Origin of the sequence: Pseudomonas syringae group sp. 247E2, from assembly GCF_032587795.1 — a bacterium.
Lineage (GTDB): Bacteria > Pseudomonadota > Gammaproteobacteria > Pseudomonadales > Pseudomonadaceae > Aquipseudomonas > Aquipseudomonas amygdali.
Window position 1 is genome coordinate 1,049,815 of the sequence record NZ_JAWHPK010000001.1, and the last position, 14,489, is coordinate 1,064,303.

Genomic DNA, 14,489 nt, shown 5'->3' on the forward strand with positions numbered 1-14,489 from the left:
ATTGATCTGGACATAGACAGCAACGCTCGACTTCTTTTCCAGGCGGCAGCAGTGCTCTAAGTTTCAGGCACAGCATGTGAAATGCTGCCTTTAACTGTTATGGAGCCTTATCTATGCGAACCCGTATCTTCAGTGCTTTGATCTTTGCCTTGCTTACCAGTGCCTCGGTTGCGGTCAACGCCACTGCGGCACCGTCTTCCTCCGCCGTGTCGCCCGCCACCATGGAAAACGCAGCGCCCGCTGCCGTTCACGAGCAACGTAACGATAAGGTCAATCTCAATACCGCTGATGCGCAAATGCTTCAGAAAGAACTGGCGGGTATAGGAAAAAACAAGGCCGATGCCATCGTTGCTTACCGGGACGCCAATGGCGAGTTTACCTCCGTCGATGAATTGATCGAAGTAAAGGGCATTGGCAAGGCTATTCTGGAGAGGAATCGCGAGAAGCTGGCAATTGATTAACTCTTGCTCTATCCACTAAACAGACAGGCCGATCGATGATCGGCCTGTCTGTTTATGCACGCTTTATCGAGAACGGATCTTGATAACGTTCTGCTTTCGATAAGTCAGTTGGCGCTCTTCTTTATCTCCTGTTTGAGATAGTCCCGGGTCGTGTCCAGAATGCGCTGCGACAATTCTTCGTTAAAAGCACTGCGGGCGAGTACCACGCCGCCTACCAGGGTAGACAGTACTGGCAGGCTCTTGGATTCAGTACCCGTCTGCGACAGAGACTGATCGAACAGTTCCAGCAAGTGAAGAATGATTTTATCCGTCGTCGCGCTGGGCTGGTCGCGCTGACCCAGTTCCAGGCACATGGTCGGCAGCGGACAGCCGCCGTCTGGTGGATCGCGACTGTCCAAAGAGAGGTAGAGATCAATGAATTCACTGAGCGAGTCCTGTCTGGCGAAAACGTCGCTGGTGATTCCTTTTACATTGTCGAGGGCGTGACTCAGTGCCTGTTCAACAAGATCATCCTTGGATTTGAAATGCGCGTAGAAACCGCCATGGGTCAAGCCTAGTGCCTTCATCAAAGGTTGTAAGCCCGTAGCACCAATGCCGTCGCGACGAAAGCGCATGGACGCTTCCTTGACGATACGTTGATGGGTTTGGGCCTTATGATCGAGCGCGTAACGCATGCGCTGAGTCTCCAGAGATGGGCCAATGTGTAACAGCATTTATACATGGATAGATGAATCGATGCAGCAGGCTTTCAATCGTGATGAGAACTTGTACCGGAATCAAGTGAAAGAACGCCTGTCTGCTTATCCAGCTAATGAGTGAGGCTGGCTGAAAAACGCAAACTGTTCCCGCGCAGAATGCAGGCACGGGTGCTCACTGAGCGCGCTGTCCTGTAAAACCACGACGTCGTCGACAAGAGGTCGATCATTCGCCAGCCCTTTATGCAGAAGGCGTGCACGGGTTTACCTGCCTACAGTCCGGAAATTGTTGTCCTACAAGCCTTTGACTTCTGGCGTTAATCCCGGAGAATCTCGCCCGCTGTTTTCGAGGGGAGCGCTGAACTGCCGGCTTTTTCGACGCGCTGCCCTTTTTGATAAACCGGCCACGGAGAGTCGACCGGATGAATGATCAGGCTAACGGCGTCGTAGAACGCCTGGATGTAGCTCCCGAGAGCATCGCCTCTTGGAACCGTAATGACACCACCTGGATGCTCGGACTGTTCGGTACTGCCATTGGCGCAGGTACGCTGTTCCTGCCCATCAATGCAGGCATCGGTGGTTTTTGGCCACTGATGGCGCTGGCGCTGCTGGCGTTTCCCATGACGTTCTATGCTCACCGCGGGCTGACCCGTTTCGTATTGTCCGGGCGTGAAGGGGCCGATATCACTGAAGTGGTCGAGCAGCATTTCGGCAAAAGCGCCGGCGCGATGATCACCTTGCTGTATTTTTTTGCGATCTTTCCGATCCTGTTGATCTACAGCGTGGCCCTCACCAATACCGTGGGCAGTTTTCTTGAGCATCAGTTGCACATAGCGCCGCCGCCACGCGCAGCGCTGGCGTTCGTGCTGATCATGGGCCTGCTGGCCGTGGTGCGTTGTGGCGAGCGGATCATCGTCAAGGCCATGAGCCTGATGGTTTACCCGTTCATCGTCGCACTGCTGTTTCTGGCGGTATTCCTGATTCCGCACTGGACTGGTGGCATCCTGAGTACCGCGACCACCTTTCCCGAGCCTTCGGCGTTCCTGCCTACTTTGTGGCTGGCCATTCCGGTAATGGTGTTTTCTTTCAACCACACGCCGATCATCTCGGCGTTTGCCGTTGATCAAAAACGTCAGTATGGAGAAAACGCCGAGGTGCGCAGTTCGCAGATACTGGCCCGTGCCCACGGTTTGATGGTGGTGATGGTGCTGTTTTTCGTGTTCAGCTGCGTATTGACGCTGTCGCCAGCCCAATTGGCTGAGGCCAAAGCACAGAACATTTCGATCCTCTCCTACCTGGCCAACCACTTCAACAACCCGACCATCGCCTTCGTGGCACCGCTGATTGCGTTCGTGGCTATTTCCAAGTCGTTTCTCGGCCACTACATCGGTGCAAGCGAGGGCCTGAAAGGGCTGGTTCTGAAAACCGGGCGTCGTCCTGCACCAAAGGCTCTGGATCGTCTGACAGCAGTCTTCATGCTGGTGGTGTGCTGGCTGGTCGCAACGCTGAACCCGAGCATTCTGGGCATGATCGAGACCCTGGGCGGGCCGGTGATTTCAGCTCTGCTGTTCCTGATGCCGATGTACGCTATCTACAAGGTGCCAGCCATGCGCAAATATGCAGGTGCATGGTCGAACTACTTTGTGGTGGCCGCCGGTGTGGTGGCGATCTCTGCACTGATCTTTTCGCTGACACGCTGAACCCGGCAGACATAACCCAGAAAGCTGCGCCGATATACCGGCGCAGCCTTTGGCCAGGTTCTGCAATCAGGGTCAATCCACAGGTTCGGGATACAACGGCCTGGACAAATGCATGATGCTGGCATAGTCATAGACGTACTGGCGTCCCGCATGGCTGGTGGAACGCAGTTGGTCGATCAACTGTCGCTCTTTCTTGTTCAGGTATCTCAACGCCGGATCTTGACTGGACTTCAGGCGATCACGTTCATGGGCGTCAGGGAAAGCGATGACGTTCGTCATGAAAAATCTCCTTGGGTTTTAGTCCTTGTTTGCTTTGATGTTGCCCCGGTTGCGGTGGTGATTGCGACGCTTCACCTTACCCACAAAAACTTGGTGCAATCAACCCTGCAGATGCCGGGTGTGTCACATCGTTTGTGTGATCTCATAGGATTGTCCGCTGCCGTTGATGACAATCTGTACGGCATCGTCTTCGAATTTTCCCAGCAAGCTCTGCCCCAGCGGTGCCTTGGCAGTGATGACCGTGACCAGTTGTTCACCTGCGCTGACCTTCAGGCCAGCAGCATCAGGGCCGAGAAACAGGTATTGCGTCTGACCGCCCAAGGCTTCGACAGCGATCAGATCACCGGTCTGAATGCCGCGTGATTCATCGAATGGCTTGAGCGACCATTTCCGATACGCCGCCAGCGACTGGCGAATCTCCTCGACACGTCGTGCCTGGCCTGCTGCCAGATACGATGCTTCCAGTCCCAGCGTGTCGTATTTGTTCTCGGCAATGTTCTCTTCGTGGGTTGCCGTTTCGTAGGCGGTCTGTGCCGCCCGTTGCGCGATGTCCAGATCGATTTCCAGCTTGTCGATGATCAATTGCAGCACGTCCTGCTTGTTCATGGTTTATCCGCAGTACTGATTGATGCTGGCGCGACTTTTTTCGCTCGGCGCAGTGCGGTCCTGTTGTATCCAGAAATCACACTTGGAACGGTTGAAGGTGCGCTGTTGTTGTTCCTGAGCCTGTTCACGGGCCTGACGGGCCTCGCTTTCACGCAGGCTTTGCTCGTATTTGCGGAACATTTCAGTCTCCGGGCCGGACGGCGCGGCAGTTTTTTGCGCAGGCGGGGCGGTGAGCTGGGCGGCGGCGTTTTCCAACGCCTGGGTTTGCGCCGGGGGCAGGCTTTTGTAATACAGCAGGGCGGTCAGAAACACCGCCATTGCGCCCAGCCAGATACCCAGCGCAATGCAGACAATCAATTTCAACGACACGTACAGGTCGCGACGGCGGGTAGTGGATGACATGGCTGAACTCCTTGCAGGGCAACAGATGCGATTGTGCCATGCCTGATGGCCGGGCATGAAAACTGTGCTGTCCAGTGGCATCAGGCTGGTGGCAACGGGGCGTTCTGAACGACAATCAACGTTTTTGCCATCCAGCCTCAGGGAGCCACGATGAAAGTCTCGTGGGACATTTTTTGCAGCGTAGTCGACAACTACGGTGATGCCGGCGTGACCTGGCGTCTGGCACGCCAGCTGGTTGCCGAGCAGGGTCTGCATGTGCGTTTATGGATCGACGACCTGTCGGCTTTCGTTCGCTTGTGTCCCGACGCTGATCCTCAGGCTCTGCAGCAATGGCAAGAGGGCGTGAGGGTGTGCCAATGGCCCGCTGAATGGGTAAACAGCGATATTCCTGACGTGGTCATCGAGGCCTTTGCCTGCCGCCTGCCGACGCCCTATACCGAATCGATGCTGCAGCGTTCGCCAAGGCCGCTGTGGTTGAACCTTGAGTACCTCAGCGCCGAAGACTGGGTCTCGGGTTGCCACGGTTTGCCTTCGCCACAGTTGAACGGTTTGAAGAAGTTCTTTTTCTTTCCCGGTTTTTCCGACGCCACGGGTGGCCTGCTGCGCGAAAGAAACCTGATCGAACAGCGCCATCGATTTCAGCAAGACAAGGCCGCGAGGCAAGGTTTCTTGCAGGGGTTGGGTGTCGAGCCGTTGCATGATGCCCGCTTGATCTCGGTATTTGCCTATGAAAATCCCGGGCTGGGCAGCTGGCTTGACGCGCTGGCCAGCGACACTCGGCCGAATCACCTGCTGGTGCCGGAGGGACGCATTCTCGCCGATCTGCGGCGCTGGCTGGGCGTCGACGATGAGTTACACGCAGGTTTCATGCAGGTAAGGGGAGGGCTGACGGTTCAGGTGTTACCGTTCATCCGCCAGGAGCGCTACGACCAACTGCTGTGGAGCTGCGATTTCAACGTCGTGCGTGGCGAAGATTCATTCGTCCGTGCGCAATGGGCGGGGCGGCCGATGCTCTGGCACATCTATCAGCAGGAAGACGACGCGCACCTGCCCAAGCTTGATGCGTTTTTAGCGCTCTACCTGGCGGATCTTGCGCCTGAGGCAGCGCATGCTGTGAATCAGTTCTGGCAGAACTGGAATATCGGCAGCGACCTGGGCGAAAGCTGGCTGGCACTCACCGAACACTGGGCTGAAATTGAAAAGCACGCCGGGCACTGGTGCCTGCAACAAGCCGCACAGACTGATCTTGCCACGGCGCTGGTGCAGTTTTATGGAAATTCGCTATGATACGCGGCCTTGATACAAGACTCTGTACGAAAAAGGCCTGCGCAGGCTGTTTCTCGTACAGAGCCTTTGGTTAATTCCATCCAAATTCGGATATATGCAATGAAAACTGGTAAAGAGCTGAAACCCGGTACCGTGATCCGTCTCGAAAAAGATCCTTGGCTGGTTCAGAAAGCTGAATTCACCAAATCCGGTCGTAACAGCGCAATCATGAAGACCAAGCTGAAAAACCTGCTGACCGGTTACAAGACCGAGATCGTTTACAGCGCCGACGACAAGCTGGACGATGTGATCCTCGATCGCAAGGAAGCCACTCTGTCTTTCATCAGCGGTGACACCTACACGTTCATGGACACCACTGACTACACCATGTACGAGCTGAACGCCGAAGACATCGAAAGCGTTCTGCCTTTCGTCGAAGAAGGCATGACCGACGTTTGTGAAGCCGTATTCTTCGAAGACCGTCTGGTTTCCGTAGAACTGCCGACCACTATCGTGCGTCAGGTCGACTACACCGAAGGCTCCGCTCGTGGCGACACGTCGGGCAAGGTCATGAAGCCTGCCAAACTGAAAAACGGTACCGAGCTGAGCGTTGCTGACTTCATCGAAATCGGCGACATGATCGAGATCGATACCCGTGAAGGCGGTTCCTACAAAGGTCGTGCGAAGTAAGCATGGTTTTGTAACCCCGTTACGCAAAAAACCCGCATTGCTGCGGGTTTTTTTACGGCTGAAGTTTGAGCCCCTGCCGTTATTTCGGGCGCTATTTCAGGTGTTCTTTCAACTCCTGAGACGCCTGCAGGATGGCTGAGCGAACAGCCGGGACCTGGCTGACCACGTTGAGCAGACCGTAGTCATGGATCATGCCGTTGTAACGTACCGCCGTGACCGGCACGCCCGCCTGGTCCAGCTTGCGCGCATAGGCTTCGCCTTCATCACGCAGCACGTCGGCACTGGCGGTCTGAATCAGCGCCGGTGGCAGACCTTTCAGTTGCTCGGTGGTGGCGCGCAGCGGCGAGGCGTAGATCTCGTTGCGTTGCGCGGCATCGGTGGTGTAGTTGTCCCAGAACCACTTCATCATGTTACGGGTCAGGAAGTGGCCTTCGGCGTATTGGTTGTATGAATCGTTATCAAAGTTGGCGTCAGTCACCGGCCACAGAAGCACCTGATACCTGAGCGCCGGAGTGCCTTTTTCTTTGGCCATCAGTGCAACGACCGCTGCCATGTTGCCGCCCACGCTGTTACCCGCCACAGCCAGGCGCTTACCGTCGACGTTGATTTCCTTGCCGTGCTCAGCTACCCATCTGGTTGCTGCGTAAGCCTGGTTGATCGCCGTCGGATAATGCGCTTCGGGTGAAGGCGTGTAATTGACGAACACCGCTACCGCGCCCGAGCCGACGACCAGGTCGCGGACCAGTCGCTCGTGGGTCTGGAAATCACCCAGTACCCAGCCGCCGCCGTGGAAGAACATGAAAACCGGCAAGGTCCCTTTTACGCCAGCAGGGCGCACGATATTCAGGCTGATCGGCTGGCCATCGACGTTGATGGTCTTTTCGCTGACATCGGCTTTGGGCAGCGTCAGTTTGACCCCTGCCTGTGCTCCTACCAGCACGGCCCTGGCATCTTTCGGCGACAACTGCTCAATGGGCTTGCCAGTGCCCGAATTCAAGGCATCGAGAAAAGCCTGAGTGTTGTGCTCGATGGCAGGATCGCCTGCGGCAAACGCGCTGCCGATGGACAGTGCGAGAAGCGTACCCGTCATGACTTTGCTGAAGGTCTTCATGTTCGTTCCCTTGCTCATGTTCGTATCTATGGCCGGTGGGTTAGACGGTTACATGCAGGCGCACATCGACGTTGCCGCGTGTGGCGTTGGAATAAGGGCAGACCACGTGAGCGGCATCGACCAGTTGCTGAGCGTCGGCTTGTTCAAGGCCGGGCAGGCTGACATGCAGGTCGATGTCCAGACCGAAACCACCAGGAATCTGGCCAATCCCTACGTGGGCGGTGATCGAGGCGTCTGCCGGGATGCTGCGTTTGCTCTGACCGGCGACAAATTTCAGGGCACCGATGAAGCAGGCCGAATAACCGGCAGCGAACAGTTGCTCCGGGTTGGTGGCTGCGCCGCCAGCACCGCCAAGCTCTTTCGGAGTGGCGAGTTTGACGTCGAGAATCTTGTCGTTGGATACGGCACGACCATCACGGCCGCCTGTGGCGGTTGCAACTGCGGTGTAAAGAGTGTCCATGATTTTTCCTCGTTCGGTAGGTTTCATTGCGCAAAATACTTGCGCGCTAACTAAGTGCAGGGCAAAGGTAGTCCAAGGATAGTTAGCGCGCAAGCTAAATTTTGCGAAAAGTCGAAAGAGGTTTTTTCCGGAGGAGGAAAGCTACCAGGGCGGGCAGCTGTAAATCTTGCCAGCCCCTTGATGTGCGGGGCTTTGGCGAGACGAGCAACAGGTCAGTCCGGGTGGGCGTGACCCTTTGTCTTAAAGGCTCTGGTGCAGATGGTCACGCAAGTCCAGCAACTGTGTCTGCAGGTCACGAAGCCTTTCCATGTTCAGGCCGCTCGCCGACAGAATACAGCCGGGTATGCTCAGTGCCTGGTGTTGCAGTGCACGACCTTGTTCAGTCAGGTGCAGCAATACCACGCGTTCGTCCTCCTTGCTGCGGGTGCGGCTGATAAAGCCCTCGCCCTCAAGACGCTTGAGCAAAGGTGTCAGAGAACCCGGATCGGTGAGCAGGCGCGTGCTGACATCACCTACGGTAAGGCCGTCTTTTTCCCACAGCACCATCATTGCCAGATACTGCGGATAGGTCAGCCCAAGCGCCTGCAGCAGCGGTTTGTAAACCTTGGTCATCATCAATGAGGTGGAATACAGGGCGAAGCACAATTGGTTATCCAGCAGCAGCGAATCGCAATCGGCAGGTGCAGCGTGGGCAGGGTTTTCTTCGGCACTCATATCAGGTCCTCAAACTCAGTCGAATGAGTTTAACTTAGTGTTGCATTCTTTAATGTGCCAGATAATTTCGAGTGTGCAGGCTCAAAGCGCTGACAGTTCGCGCCGCGCGCAAAAAAAACAGGTAACACCGGGTGTTGGTTGCGCGCAGGACTGCGTAGCATTTGGCCATTGACTGGGCGGGGACGTAGTGTGATTGAAATTGTGATGTTTGTGTTACTGGGTGCAGCGATGGGCACCCTGGGGGGGCTGTTCGGAATCGGTGGTGGTCTTGTGGCAATTCCCGCGCTGGGTGTGCTGTTCGGTCTGGATCAGCAGCTGGCGCAAGGGACAGCGTTGTTGATGGTGCTGCCTAACGTGTTACTCGCCTTGTGGCGCTATAACCAGCGCAACCGGATTTTGCTGCGTAATGCGTTGACGTTGATTGTTCCCAGTTTTATTTTTGCCTGGCTGACGTCGCTGCTGGCGGTGCGCGTGGATCCGCAAAGCATGCGCCTGGGCTTTGTCGGCTTTCTAGTGGTTCTGACCGTGTTCAACGTGGCGCAGATGTATTGGCGCGGCCATCAGGCCGGTAGCGGGTTGCGCCACGAAAAATGGCTATGGCTGCTGGGCGTCGGGTCCGGTATGACCGGAGGTCTGTTTGGCGTTGGCGGGGGAGTGGTGGCCACGCCAATTCTTACCAGCGTGTTTGGCACGACACAGGTTGTGGCGCAAGGGTTGGCGCTGTCCCTCGCAGCCCCGAGCACCGGGATCACGCTGGTTACCTACGCGCTGCACGATCACGTCAACTGGTCGATGGGCATTCCATTGGCCATTGGTGGTCTGGCGAGCATCAGTTGGGGTGTCAAACTGGCGCATTCGCTGCCGGAGCGAACGCTGCGCCTGATGTTCTGCGTGTTTCTGGTGCTCTGCGCAGTCATTCTCGCGCTCAAGGTTTGAAGCCGTCGATGATGTAGTCGGCCATGCATTCGGTGATGGGCGAGGGGTTTTTCGGATTGCGCAGCAGTACGATGCTGGCCGTTGGCAGCTCGGGCAATTGTTCGGCCGCGCCGATGATGCGCAAATCTGCAGTGATCAGGCTTTGAAACTGTGCAGTGACTGCCAGGCCCGCGCTGACCACTGCTGTGATTGCTGCCATGCTGGAGCTGCTGTAGGCGATGCGGTAATCACGCTCCACGCTGTCCAGTGCGTTGCATGCCCAGTCGCGACAGAAGCAGTGCGTATTGAACATCGCCAGCGGAATGGGGTTTTGCTCATGCGGAGCAAAACCGCTGGCTTCCATCCAGACCAGACGCTCATGACGCAACAGCGTACCGATCTCGGTGCCGGGCTTGCGCGTAACGATGGTCAGGTCCAGGTCATTGCGTTGTAGCAGCAGGTCGGACGGTTCGCAATGCACCTCTACCTGAACCAGCGGGTAGGCCTGCGCGAACTGCGAAAGAATGCCGGGCAGAAAGCGCATCACGTAGTCATCGGGCGAGCCGATTTTTACCACCCCGATCATGTGTGGCTCGCGCAGCGTATTGAACACCTCACTGTGCAGCTTGAGGATGCGCCGCGCATAGCCAAGTAACACTTGCCCCTCTGCCGTCAGGTTCAGGGTCCGGCCTTCACGCTGGAACAGTTGACGCTGTACGACATCCTCCTCCAGACGCTTCATTTGCATGCTGACCGCCGATTGAGTGCGGTTCACGGCTTCACCTGCGCGGGTGAAACCGCCGTGGTCGGCAATTGCCACAAAGGTACGAAGCAGCTCTGTATCGATGCCTGGATAGCTGGCCAAACCATCAATCTCCCAGATGGACTGCATAAGAAACATTCTTCAAGCTGATCTTATGCGTCAGCTCTATTTTTTGCGATGACGACTTTTAACAGGATGAGGACCGGTCAATGAGTGACTGATAGGCATGGACATAGTTTTCGGCCATTTGACGCGCTGAAAAACGCTTTTGAAACTGCTCGCGTATTCGCATGGCAGATAGCTGGCCCACCTTATGGACGGCGGCTACCGCTTCTGCTTCGTTGCGGACAACGAAGCCTGTGACTCCGTCTTCTATGACTTCCGGGACTGAGCCGGAGGGAAATGCGATCACTGGAGTACCGCACGCCATTGCCTCGATCATGACCAGACCGAAAGGCTCTGGCCAATCAATAGGAAACAAAAGTGCCAAGGCACCTGACAGGAAAGTGGTTTTTTCCTGCTCATTGATCTCACCTATGTATTCGACCAGCGGAGAATCCAATAGCGGACGTATGTCTCGTTCAAAGTAAGCGCTGTCAACGGCGTCTATCTTGGCAGCAATCTTGATGGGGATATCGCATTGTTGGGCGATGCGAATGGCCGCATCGACTTGCTTCACAGGCGTGATTCGTCCCAGAAAAGCAAGGTATGTCCTTTCCACTTGCCGGGGTGTATGGAGTTGTAGCGGCAAGCCGTGATACACCGTGCCCACCCAGTTGGCGGCTGGCAGATCATTGCGTTGAGCGTTGGAAATCGAAATAAGCGGCATGTCTGCAAAGGTGTTGAACACCGGTTTGAGTGCGGGCAGATCGACTCGACCATGCAAGGTGGTAACAAACGGTGTGGGCTGGCGGCTGAACAGGGAGAAGGGGTAGAAGTCCAGGTGGAAGTGAATAATGTCGAACTCCTGCGCACGACGCCTCACGCGTTCCATCATGACCAGGTGCGGGCTGATGACGTCGAAGCTTCCGTAATCGAGCCTCAGAGCGGCGGGCCAGACTGCATCAAGCTCTGCAGACGTCAATGAGTCGCCGCTGGCGAACAACGTCACTTGGTGGCCTAGTTCAACAAGTGCCTCAGTGAGGTAGGACACCACTCGCTCCGTACCTCCGTAGCGTTGAGGCGGGACCGCCTCGAACAAAGGGGCAACCTGGGCAATTTTCATAAGCGATCTCCGTTTTCGGGTACGTTTATCCATTCCCTGATTTTTTGAGCGGCCACTGCGTCACCTCCGCTGCCGAAGCGTTCGATCAGCCGAGAAGTCTTGCCGCCTGTGCACTGGCGCATGCGGGCAACTGCAACTGCCATTTTTTCATTGAGAACGGCACTTCGCTCAATGTCTCCCAGTGTTGAAATTGCCTCGTCGATGCTAGCCAGACAGGTTTGTGTGGATGTTGTGTAATCAATGTTGACGCCCAGCGTTTCCCAGCCTAGCTCCGCGTCAACCATACCGGCGTTGCGCAGATGAGCCAGCTGAAGGCCTTGCGTATTGTTGACCGGCGGCAGCCATATGACCGGTGTTTGCATAACAGCCGATTCGTAGATGTTGCCCAAGCCAGGTGTACAAACTGCAAATTGGCAGTCATGCATCATCCGGGCGACCTCCGTAAGGGGGTAAGTGCTGGCATCGTCTGATGCCAGTGCTTCTGCGATTGTTTGGCTGGTGGCGATGTGAAGCTTCACCCCCTGATCGAGTGCTGCACGCAAGGCGAGCGTAATCGCGCGGGCAAAGTCGATAAGCATCGCCTCATCGGTATAAGGGTTCTTAAGTCCGCCCAGATTAAGCAGGACAACGTTGGACTGGCTATTTCGAGGTGCGTACCTGGCTCGGGATGTAATGGGCGGGACGACAAAGTGATTTTTTGATTTTATGCCCGCCAGGCGTTCAACTACGCCTATAAAGTTCTGGGCAATATAAAGCAAGCGAGGGCGGTGAATAAGTTCTTCGATGCGGGGCCAGCGTGTTTCTGCTTGCCAGCACCAGGTCAAGGCATCATAAAAAACAACGCGTTTACCTAAGGACAGTGATCGAATTGCTATGTCGAGATCCATGGCTGTTACAACGATATCGACATCAGAGATTAATTTATCCCAGTCTCTCGGGCTGCTTCCGGTCATGTCATGGATTTTTCGATAGGGAAGGTGCTTTTGCAGATCCAGTGAGTGCCCTTCACCCGCGTAGGCATGGCAGCCGCTGCCTATAAAGTAAGGTGCAATGGCGGCAATTGCCGCAGAGGGACCGAATCCAAACGGTTCGGCGTTGAATAAAATGCGATTGGCTTCCATGCCCATGTGTTTCTCCAGAACGCCACATATTACCGATGCACGTCTTCTCGTTTAGGGGGCGTCTCTTAGCACCCTCAGTGGTTAGCTATTATCTTCAATGGACGGGTGTCAGCCGTTTTTATAATGGGCATTGGTATAATGGTTTTTATAGTAGTTACCCAAGAAGCTGTTTTCAGAATTCTAGAGCGTTCACGGGGCCTGTCAATTGAAACGCTAGTCTATTCTGTAATAACGAAAGCGTTTGGCTTGCTGTAAGGTTGCTGCATGTCTGGCTTGGGTTTTTATATATTGGTTATCTGTCTGTCGGGGCAAGTGGGCACTTAAATAATTATCGACTGCCGGTGTGAGCGGCAGCACATTTGGGTCGATCAATACATCAATTTCAAAGATGTATTGCATAAGAAACATTCGTTGGATTGATCTTGGGTCAGGCGCGAGACTTTAGTCATCTCACACGGAGGGCAAGATGATGAATGGTCAAAAAGAGTGTGTATTGATCGCAAGGGCTGCCGGGCATGCTCAGCCTGGCAAGGCATTGGTGTGGTTGAAGCATCACTTGCAGCGCTGGCTGGAGCTGCATCGTCAGCGCCGCTATCTGGCGCAGATGAGTGATGACACGCTTAAGGACCTGGGGCTGAGCAGGGCCGACATTCAGCAGGAAGCCGAGCGTCCGTTTTGGGATGACCCGCTCAAGCGCTGAGCGGGCGGTTTGCTCTGCTTAGCGCCTGACCTGCTTCAGGGTTTCGGCAATCAGGAACGCCAGCTCCAGTGACTGATCGGCGTTCATGCGCGGGTCGCAGTGGGTGTGGTAGCGATCCGAAAGGCCATCTTCGGTGATGGGGCGGGCGCCGCCGATGCATTCGGTGACGTTTTGCCCGGTCATTTCGATATGGATGCCTCCGGCATAAGTGCCTTCAGCCTGATGCACCTGAAAGAACTGCTTCACTTCGCCGAGGATCTGCGCAAAGTCGCGGGTTTTGTAGCCGCTGCTGGCCTTGATGGTGTTGCCATGCATCGGATCGGAGCTCCACAGCACTTTGCGGCCTTCGCGCTCAACCGCACGAATCAGCTGTGGCAGGTGATCGCCGACCTTGTTGGCACCCATCCGCGCGATCAGATTGAGACGGCCCGGATCGTTGTCCGGGTTAAGGATGTCGATCAGGCGAATCAGGTCGTCAGTGTTCATGCTCGGGCCGACCTTGACGCCGATCGGGTTGTTCACCCCACGCAGGAATTCGACATGCGCGCCATCCAGTTGCCGGGTACGGTCGCCGATCCACAGCATGTGTGCCGAGCAATCGTAGTAATCATTGGTCAGGCTGTCGCGCCGCACGAAGGCTTCTTCGTAATTGAGCAGCAATGCCTCGTGGGCGGTGAAAAAGCTGGTTTCACGCAGTTGCGGCGAACTGTCCATGCCGCAGGCGCGCATGAACGCGAGCGTTTCATCGATGCGTCCCGCCAGCTGGCTGTATTTTTCGGCCAGCGCCGAGTTGGCAATGAAGTCCAGATTCCACTTGTGTACCTGATGCAGGTCGGCAAACCCGCCCTGTGCGAAGGCGCGCAGCAGGTTCAGGGTGGCGGTGGACTGGTTATAGGCTTGCAGCAGACGCTCCGGGTCCGGCACACGGCTTTTTTCATCGAAACCGATACCGTTGACGATGTCACCGCGATACGCCGGGAGCGTTACGCCGTCGATGATTTCGTCGTTTGCCGAGCGAGGCTTGGCAAATTGTCCGGCCATGCGTCCGACTTTCACCACCGGGCAACCGGCTGCGAAGGTCATGACGATGGCCATCTGCAGCAGCACCTTGAACGTGTCGCGAATCTTGGCGGCGGAAAACTCCATGAAGCTTTCCGCGCAGTCGCCGCCCTGCAGCAGGAACGCGCGACCCTGGGTTACTTCGGCAAACTGGCGGCGCAGCTCTCGGGCTTCGCCGGCAAACACCAGCGGCGGATAGCTGGCCAGGGTCTGTTCGACCTTCAACAGATGCGCGGCATCAGGGTAGTGAGGTTGCTGCTGAATCGGCAGTGCCCGCCAGCTGTCGGGGCTCCAGGGTTGGCTCATTATTGGCTCTAGGGTT

Annotated in this window: 17 protein-coding genes; 6 read left to right on the top strand and 11 right to left on the bottom strand. The window is 55.9% G+C overall.

All coding sequences use genetic code 11. From position 1 onward, the window contains the following. Positions 1–113: 113 nt before the first annotated feature. A complete protein-coding gene (locus RYC18_RS04740) occupies positions 114–461 on the top strand; it encodes a ComEA family DNA-binding protein (protein WP_002554556.1) in 348 nt (115 codons plus the stop codon). A 104-nt stretch (positions 462–565) separates the two neighbouring features. Here the strand turns inward: RYC18_RS04740 and RYC18_RS04745 are convergent, their stop codons facing one another. Then, a complete protein-coding gene (locus RYC18_RS04745; RefSeq protein WP_004657326.1) occupies positions 566–1,135 on the bottom strand; it encodes a TetR/AcrR family transcriptional regulator in 570 nt (189 codons plus the stop codon). Positions 1,136–1,578: 443 nt separating this feature from the next. Between RYC18_RS04745 and RYC18_RS04750 the strand changes: the two genes are divergently transcribed. After that, positions 1,579–2,856 carry an aromatic amino acid transport family protein gene (locus RYC18_RS04750; RefSeq protein ID WP_005782569.1) on the top strand — a complete coding sequence of 426 codons (1,278 nt, stop codon included), beginning with the start codon at positions 1,579–1,581 and terminating at the stop codon, positions 2,854–2,856. A gap of 72 nt (positions 2,857–2,928) precedes the next feature. Here the strand turns inward: RYC18_RS04750 and RYC18_RS04755 are convergent, their stop codons facing one another. The 3 genes from RYC18_RS04755 to RYC18_RS04765 all read right to left on the bottom strand — a co-directional run bounded on the left by RYC18_RS04755 (position 2,929) and on the right by RYC18_RS04765 (position 4,143). Then, positions 2,929–3,135, bottom strand: a complete 207-nt coding sequence (locus RYC18_RS04755) for a hypothetical protein (RefSeq protein ID WP_002554553.1) — start codon at positions 3,133–3,135, stop codon at positions 2,929–2,931. A 123-nt stretch (positions 3,136–3,258) separates the two neighbouring features. Further along, positions 3,259–3,741 (bottom strand): transcription elongation factor GreAB, encoded by a 483-nt coding sequence (locus tag RYC18_RS04760; protein WP_316883797.1) that lies wholly within the window; start codon positions 3,739–3,741, stop codon positions 3,259–3,261. 3 nt (positions 3,742–3,744) lie between these two features. Beyond that, complete coding sequence (locus RYC18_RS04765; protein ID WP_004667822.1) at positions 3,745–4,143, bottom strand: hypothetical protein; 399 nt, start codon at positions 4,141–4,143, stop codon at positions 3,745–3,747. A gap of 150 nt (positions 4,144–4,293) precedes the next feature. On the opposite strand from RYC18_RS04765, the gene earP reads away from it, so the two are divergent. Together earP and RYC18_RS04775 are read left to right on the top strand one after the other, a co-directional pair. Then, the gene (gene earP, locus RYC18_RS04770; RefSeq protein ID WP_316883802.1) at positions 4,294–5,430 is read left to right on the top strand and encodes an elongation factor P maturation arginine rhamnosyltransferase EarP; all 1,137 of its coding nucleotides are present in this window, start codon (positions 4,294–4,296) and stop codon (positions 5,428–5,430) included. Between the two features lie 99 nt (positions 5,431–5,529). Then, complete coding sequence (locus RYC18_RS04775) at positions 5,530–6,099, top strand: elongation factor P (RefSeq protein WP_005744690.1); 570 nt, start codon at positions 5,530–5,532, stop codon at positions 6,097–6,099. A gap of 91 nt (positions 6,100–6,190) precedes the next feature. Here the strand turns inward: RYC18_RS04775 and RYC18_RS04780 are convergent, their stop codons facing one another. The 3 genes from RYC18_RS04780 to RYC18_RS04790 form a co-directional block, all read right to left on the bottom strand. Further along, the gene (locus RYC18_RS04780) at positions 6,191–7,210 is read right to left on the bottom strand and encodes an alpha/beta hydrolase (protein ID WP_005781734.1); all 1,020 of its coding nucleotides are present in this window, start codon (positions 7,208–7,210) and stop codon (positions 6,191–6,193) included. Between the two features lie 40 nt (positions 7,211–7,250). Further along, positions 7,251–7,670 carry an organic hydroperoxide resistance protein gene (locus RYC18_RS04785; protein ID WP_004657344.1) on the bottom strand — a complete coding sequence of 140 codons (420 nt, stop codon included), beginning with the start codon at positions 7,668–7,670 and terminating at the stop codon, positions 7,251–7,253. Positions 7,671–7,910: 240 nt separating this feature from the next. Continuing rightward, complete coding sequence (locus tag RYC18_RS04790) at positions 7,911–8,384, bottom strand: MarR family winged helix-turn-helix transcriptional regulator (RefSeq protein WP_002554546.1); 474 nt, start codon at positions 8,382–8,384, stop codon at positions 7,911–7,913. A 189-nt stretch (positions 8,385–8,573) separates the two neighbouring features. Here RYC18_RS04790 and RYC18_RS04795 point away from each other — a divergent pair, with 189 nt between their 5' ends. Beyond that, positions 8,574–9,320 carry a sulfite exporter TauE/SafE family protein gene (locus RYC18_RS04795; protein ID WP_039847302.1) on the top strand — a complete coding sequence of 249 codons (747 nt, stop codon included), beginning with the start codon at positions 8,574–8,576 and terminating at the stop codon, positions 9,318–9,320. Here RYC18_RS04795 and RYC18_RS04800 read toward each other — a convergent pair. From RYC18_RS04800 to RYC18_RS04810, 3 genes are all read right to left on the bottom strand, one after another. Next, complete coding sequence (locus tag RYC18_RS04800; RefSeq protein ID WP_029240944.1) at positions 9,310–10,164, bottom strand: LysR substrate-binding domain-containing protein; 855 nt, start codon at positions 10,162–10,164, stop codon at positions 9,310–9,312. The two genes, RYC18_RS04795 and RYC18_RS04800, sit on opposite strands and share 11 nt — an antisense overlap. Before the next feature lie 85 nt (positions 10,165–10,249). Next, the gene (locus RYC18_RS04805) at positions 10,250–11,287 is read right to left on the bottom strand and encodes a glycosyltransferase family 4 protein (RefSeq protein ID WP_005744686.1); all 1,038 of its coding nucleotides are present in this window, start codon (positions 11,285–11,287) and stop codon (positions 10,250–10,252) included. Further along, positions 11,284–12,414: a hypothetical protein gene (locus RYC18_RS04810; RefSeq protein WP_016981417.1), complete on the bottom strand. Its 1,131-nt coding sequence runs from the start codon at positions 12,412–12,414 to the stop codon at positions 11,284–11,286. Before RYC18_RS04810 ends, RYC18_RS04805 begins: the two co-directional genes overlap by 4 nt. A gap of 460 nt (positions 12,415–12,874) precedes the next feature. Between RYC18_RS04810 and RYC18_RS04815 the strand changes: the two genes are divergently transcribed. Next, positions 12,875–13,108: a DUF1127 domain-containing protein gene (locus RYC18_RS04815; protein WP_005744682.1), complete on the top strand. Its 234-nt coding sequence runs from the start codon at positions 12,875–12,877 to the stop codon at positions 13,106–13,108. 18 nt (positions 13,109–13,126) lie between these two features. Here the strand turns inward: RYC18_RS04815 and RYC18_RS04820 are convergent, their stop codons facing one another. Further along, positions 13,127–14,473, bottom strand: coding sequence for a class II 3-deoxy-7-phosphoheptulonate synthase (locus RYC18_RS04820; protein WP_002554540.1), 1,347 nt, complete (start codon positions 14,471–14,473; stop codon positions 13,127–13,129). Positions 14,474–14,489 lie beyond the last annotated feature (16 nt).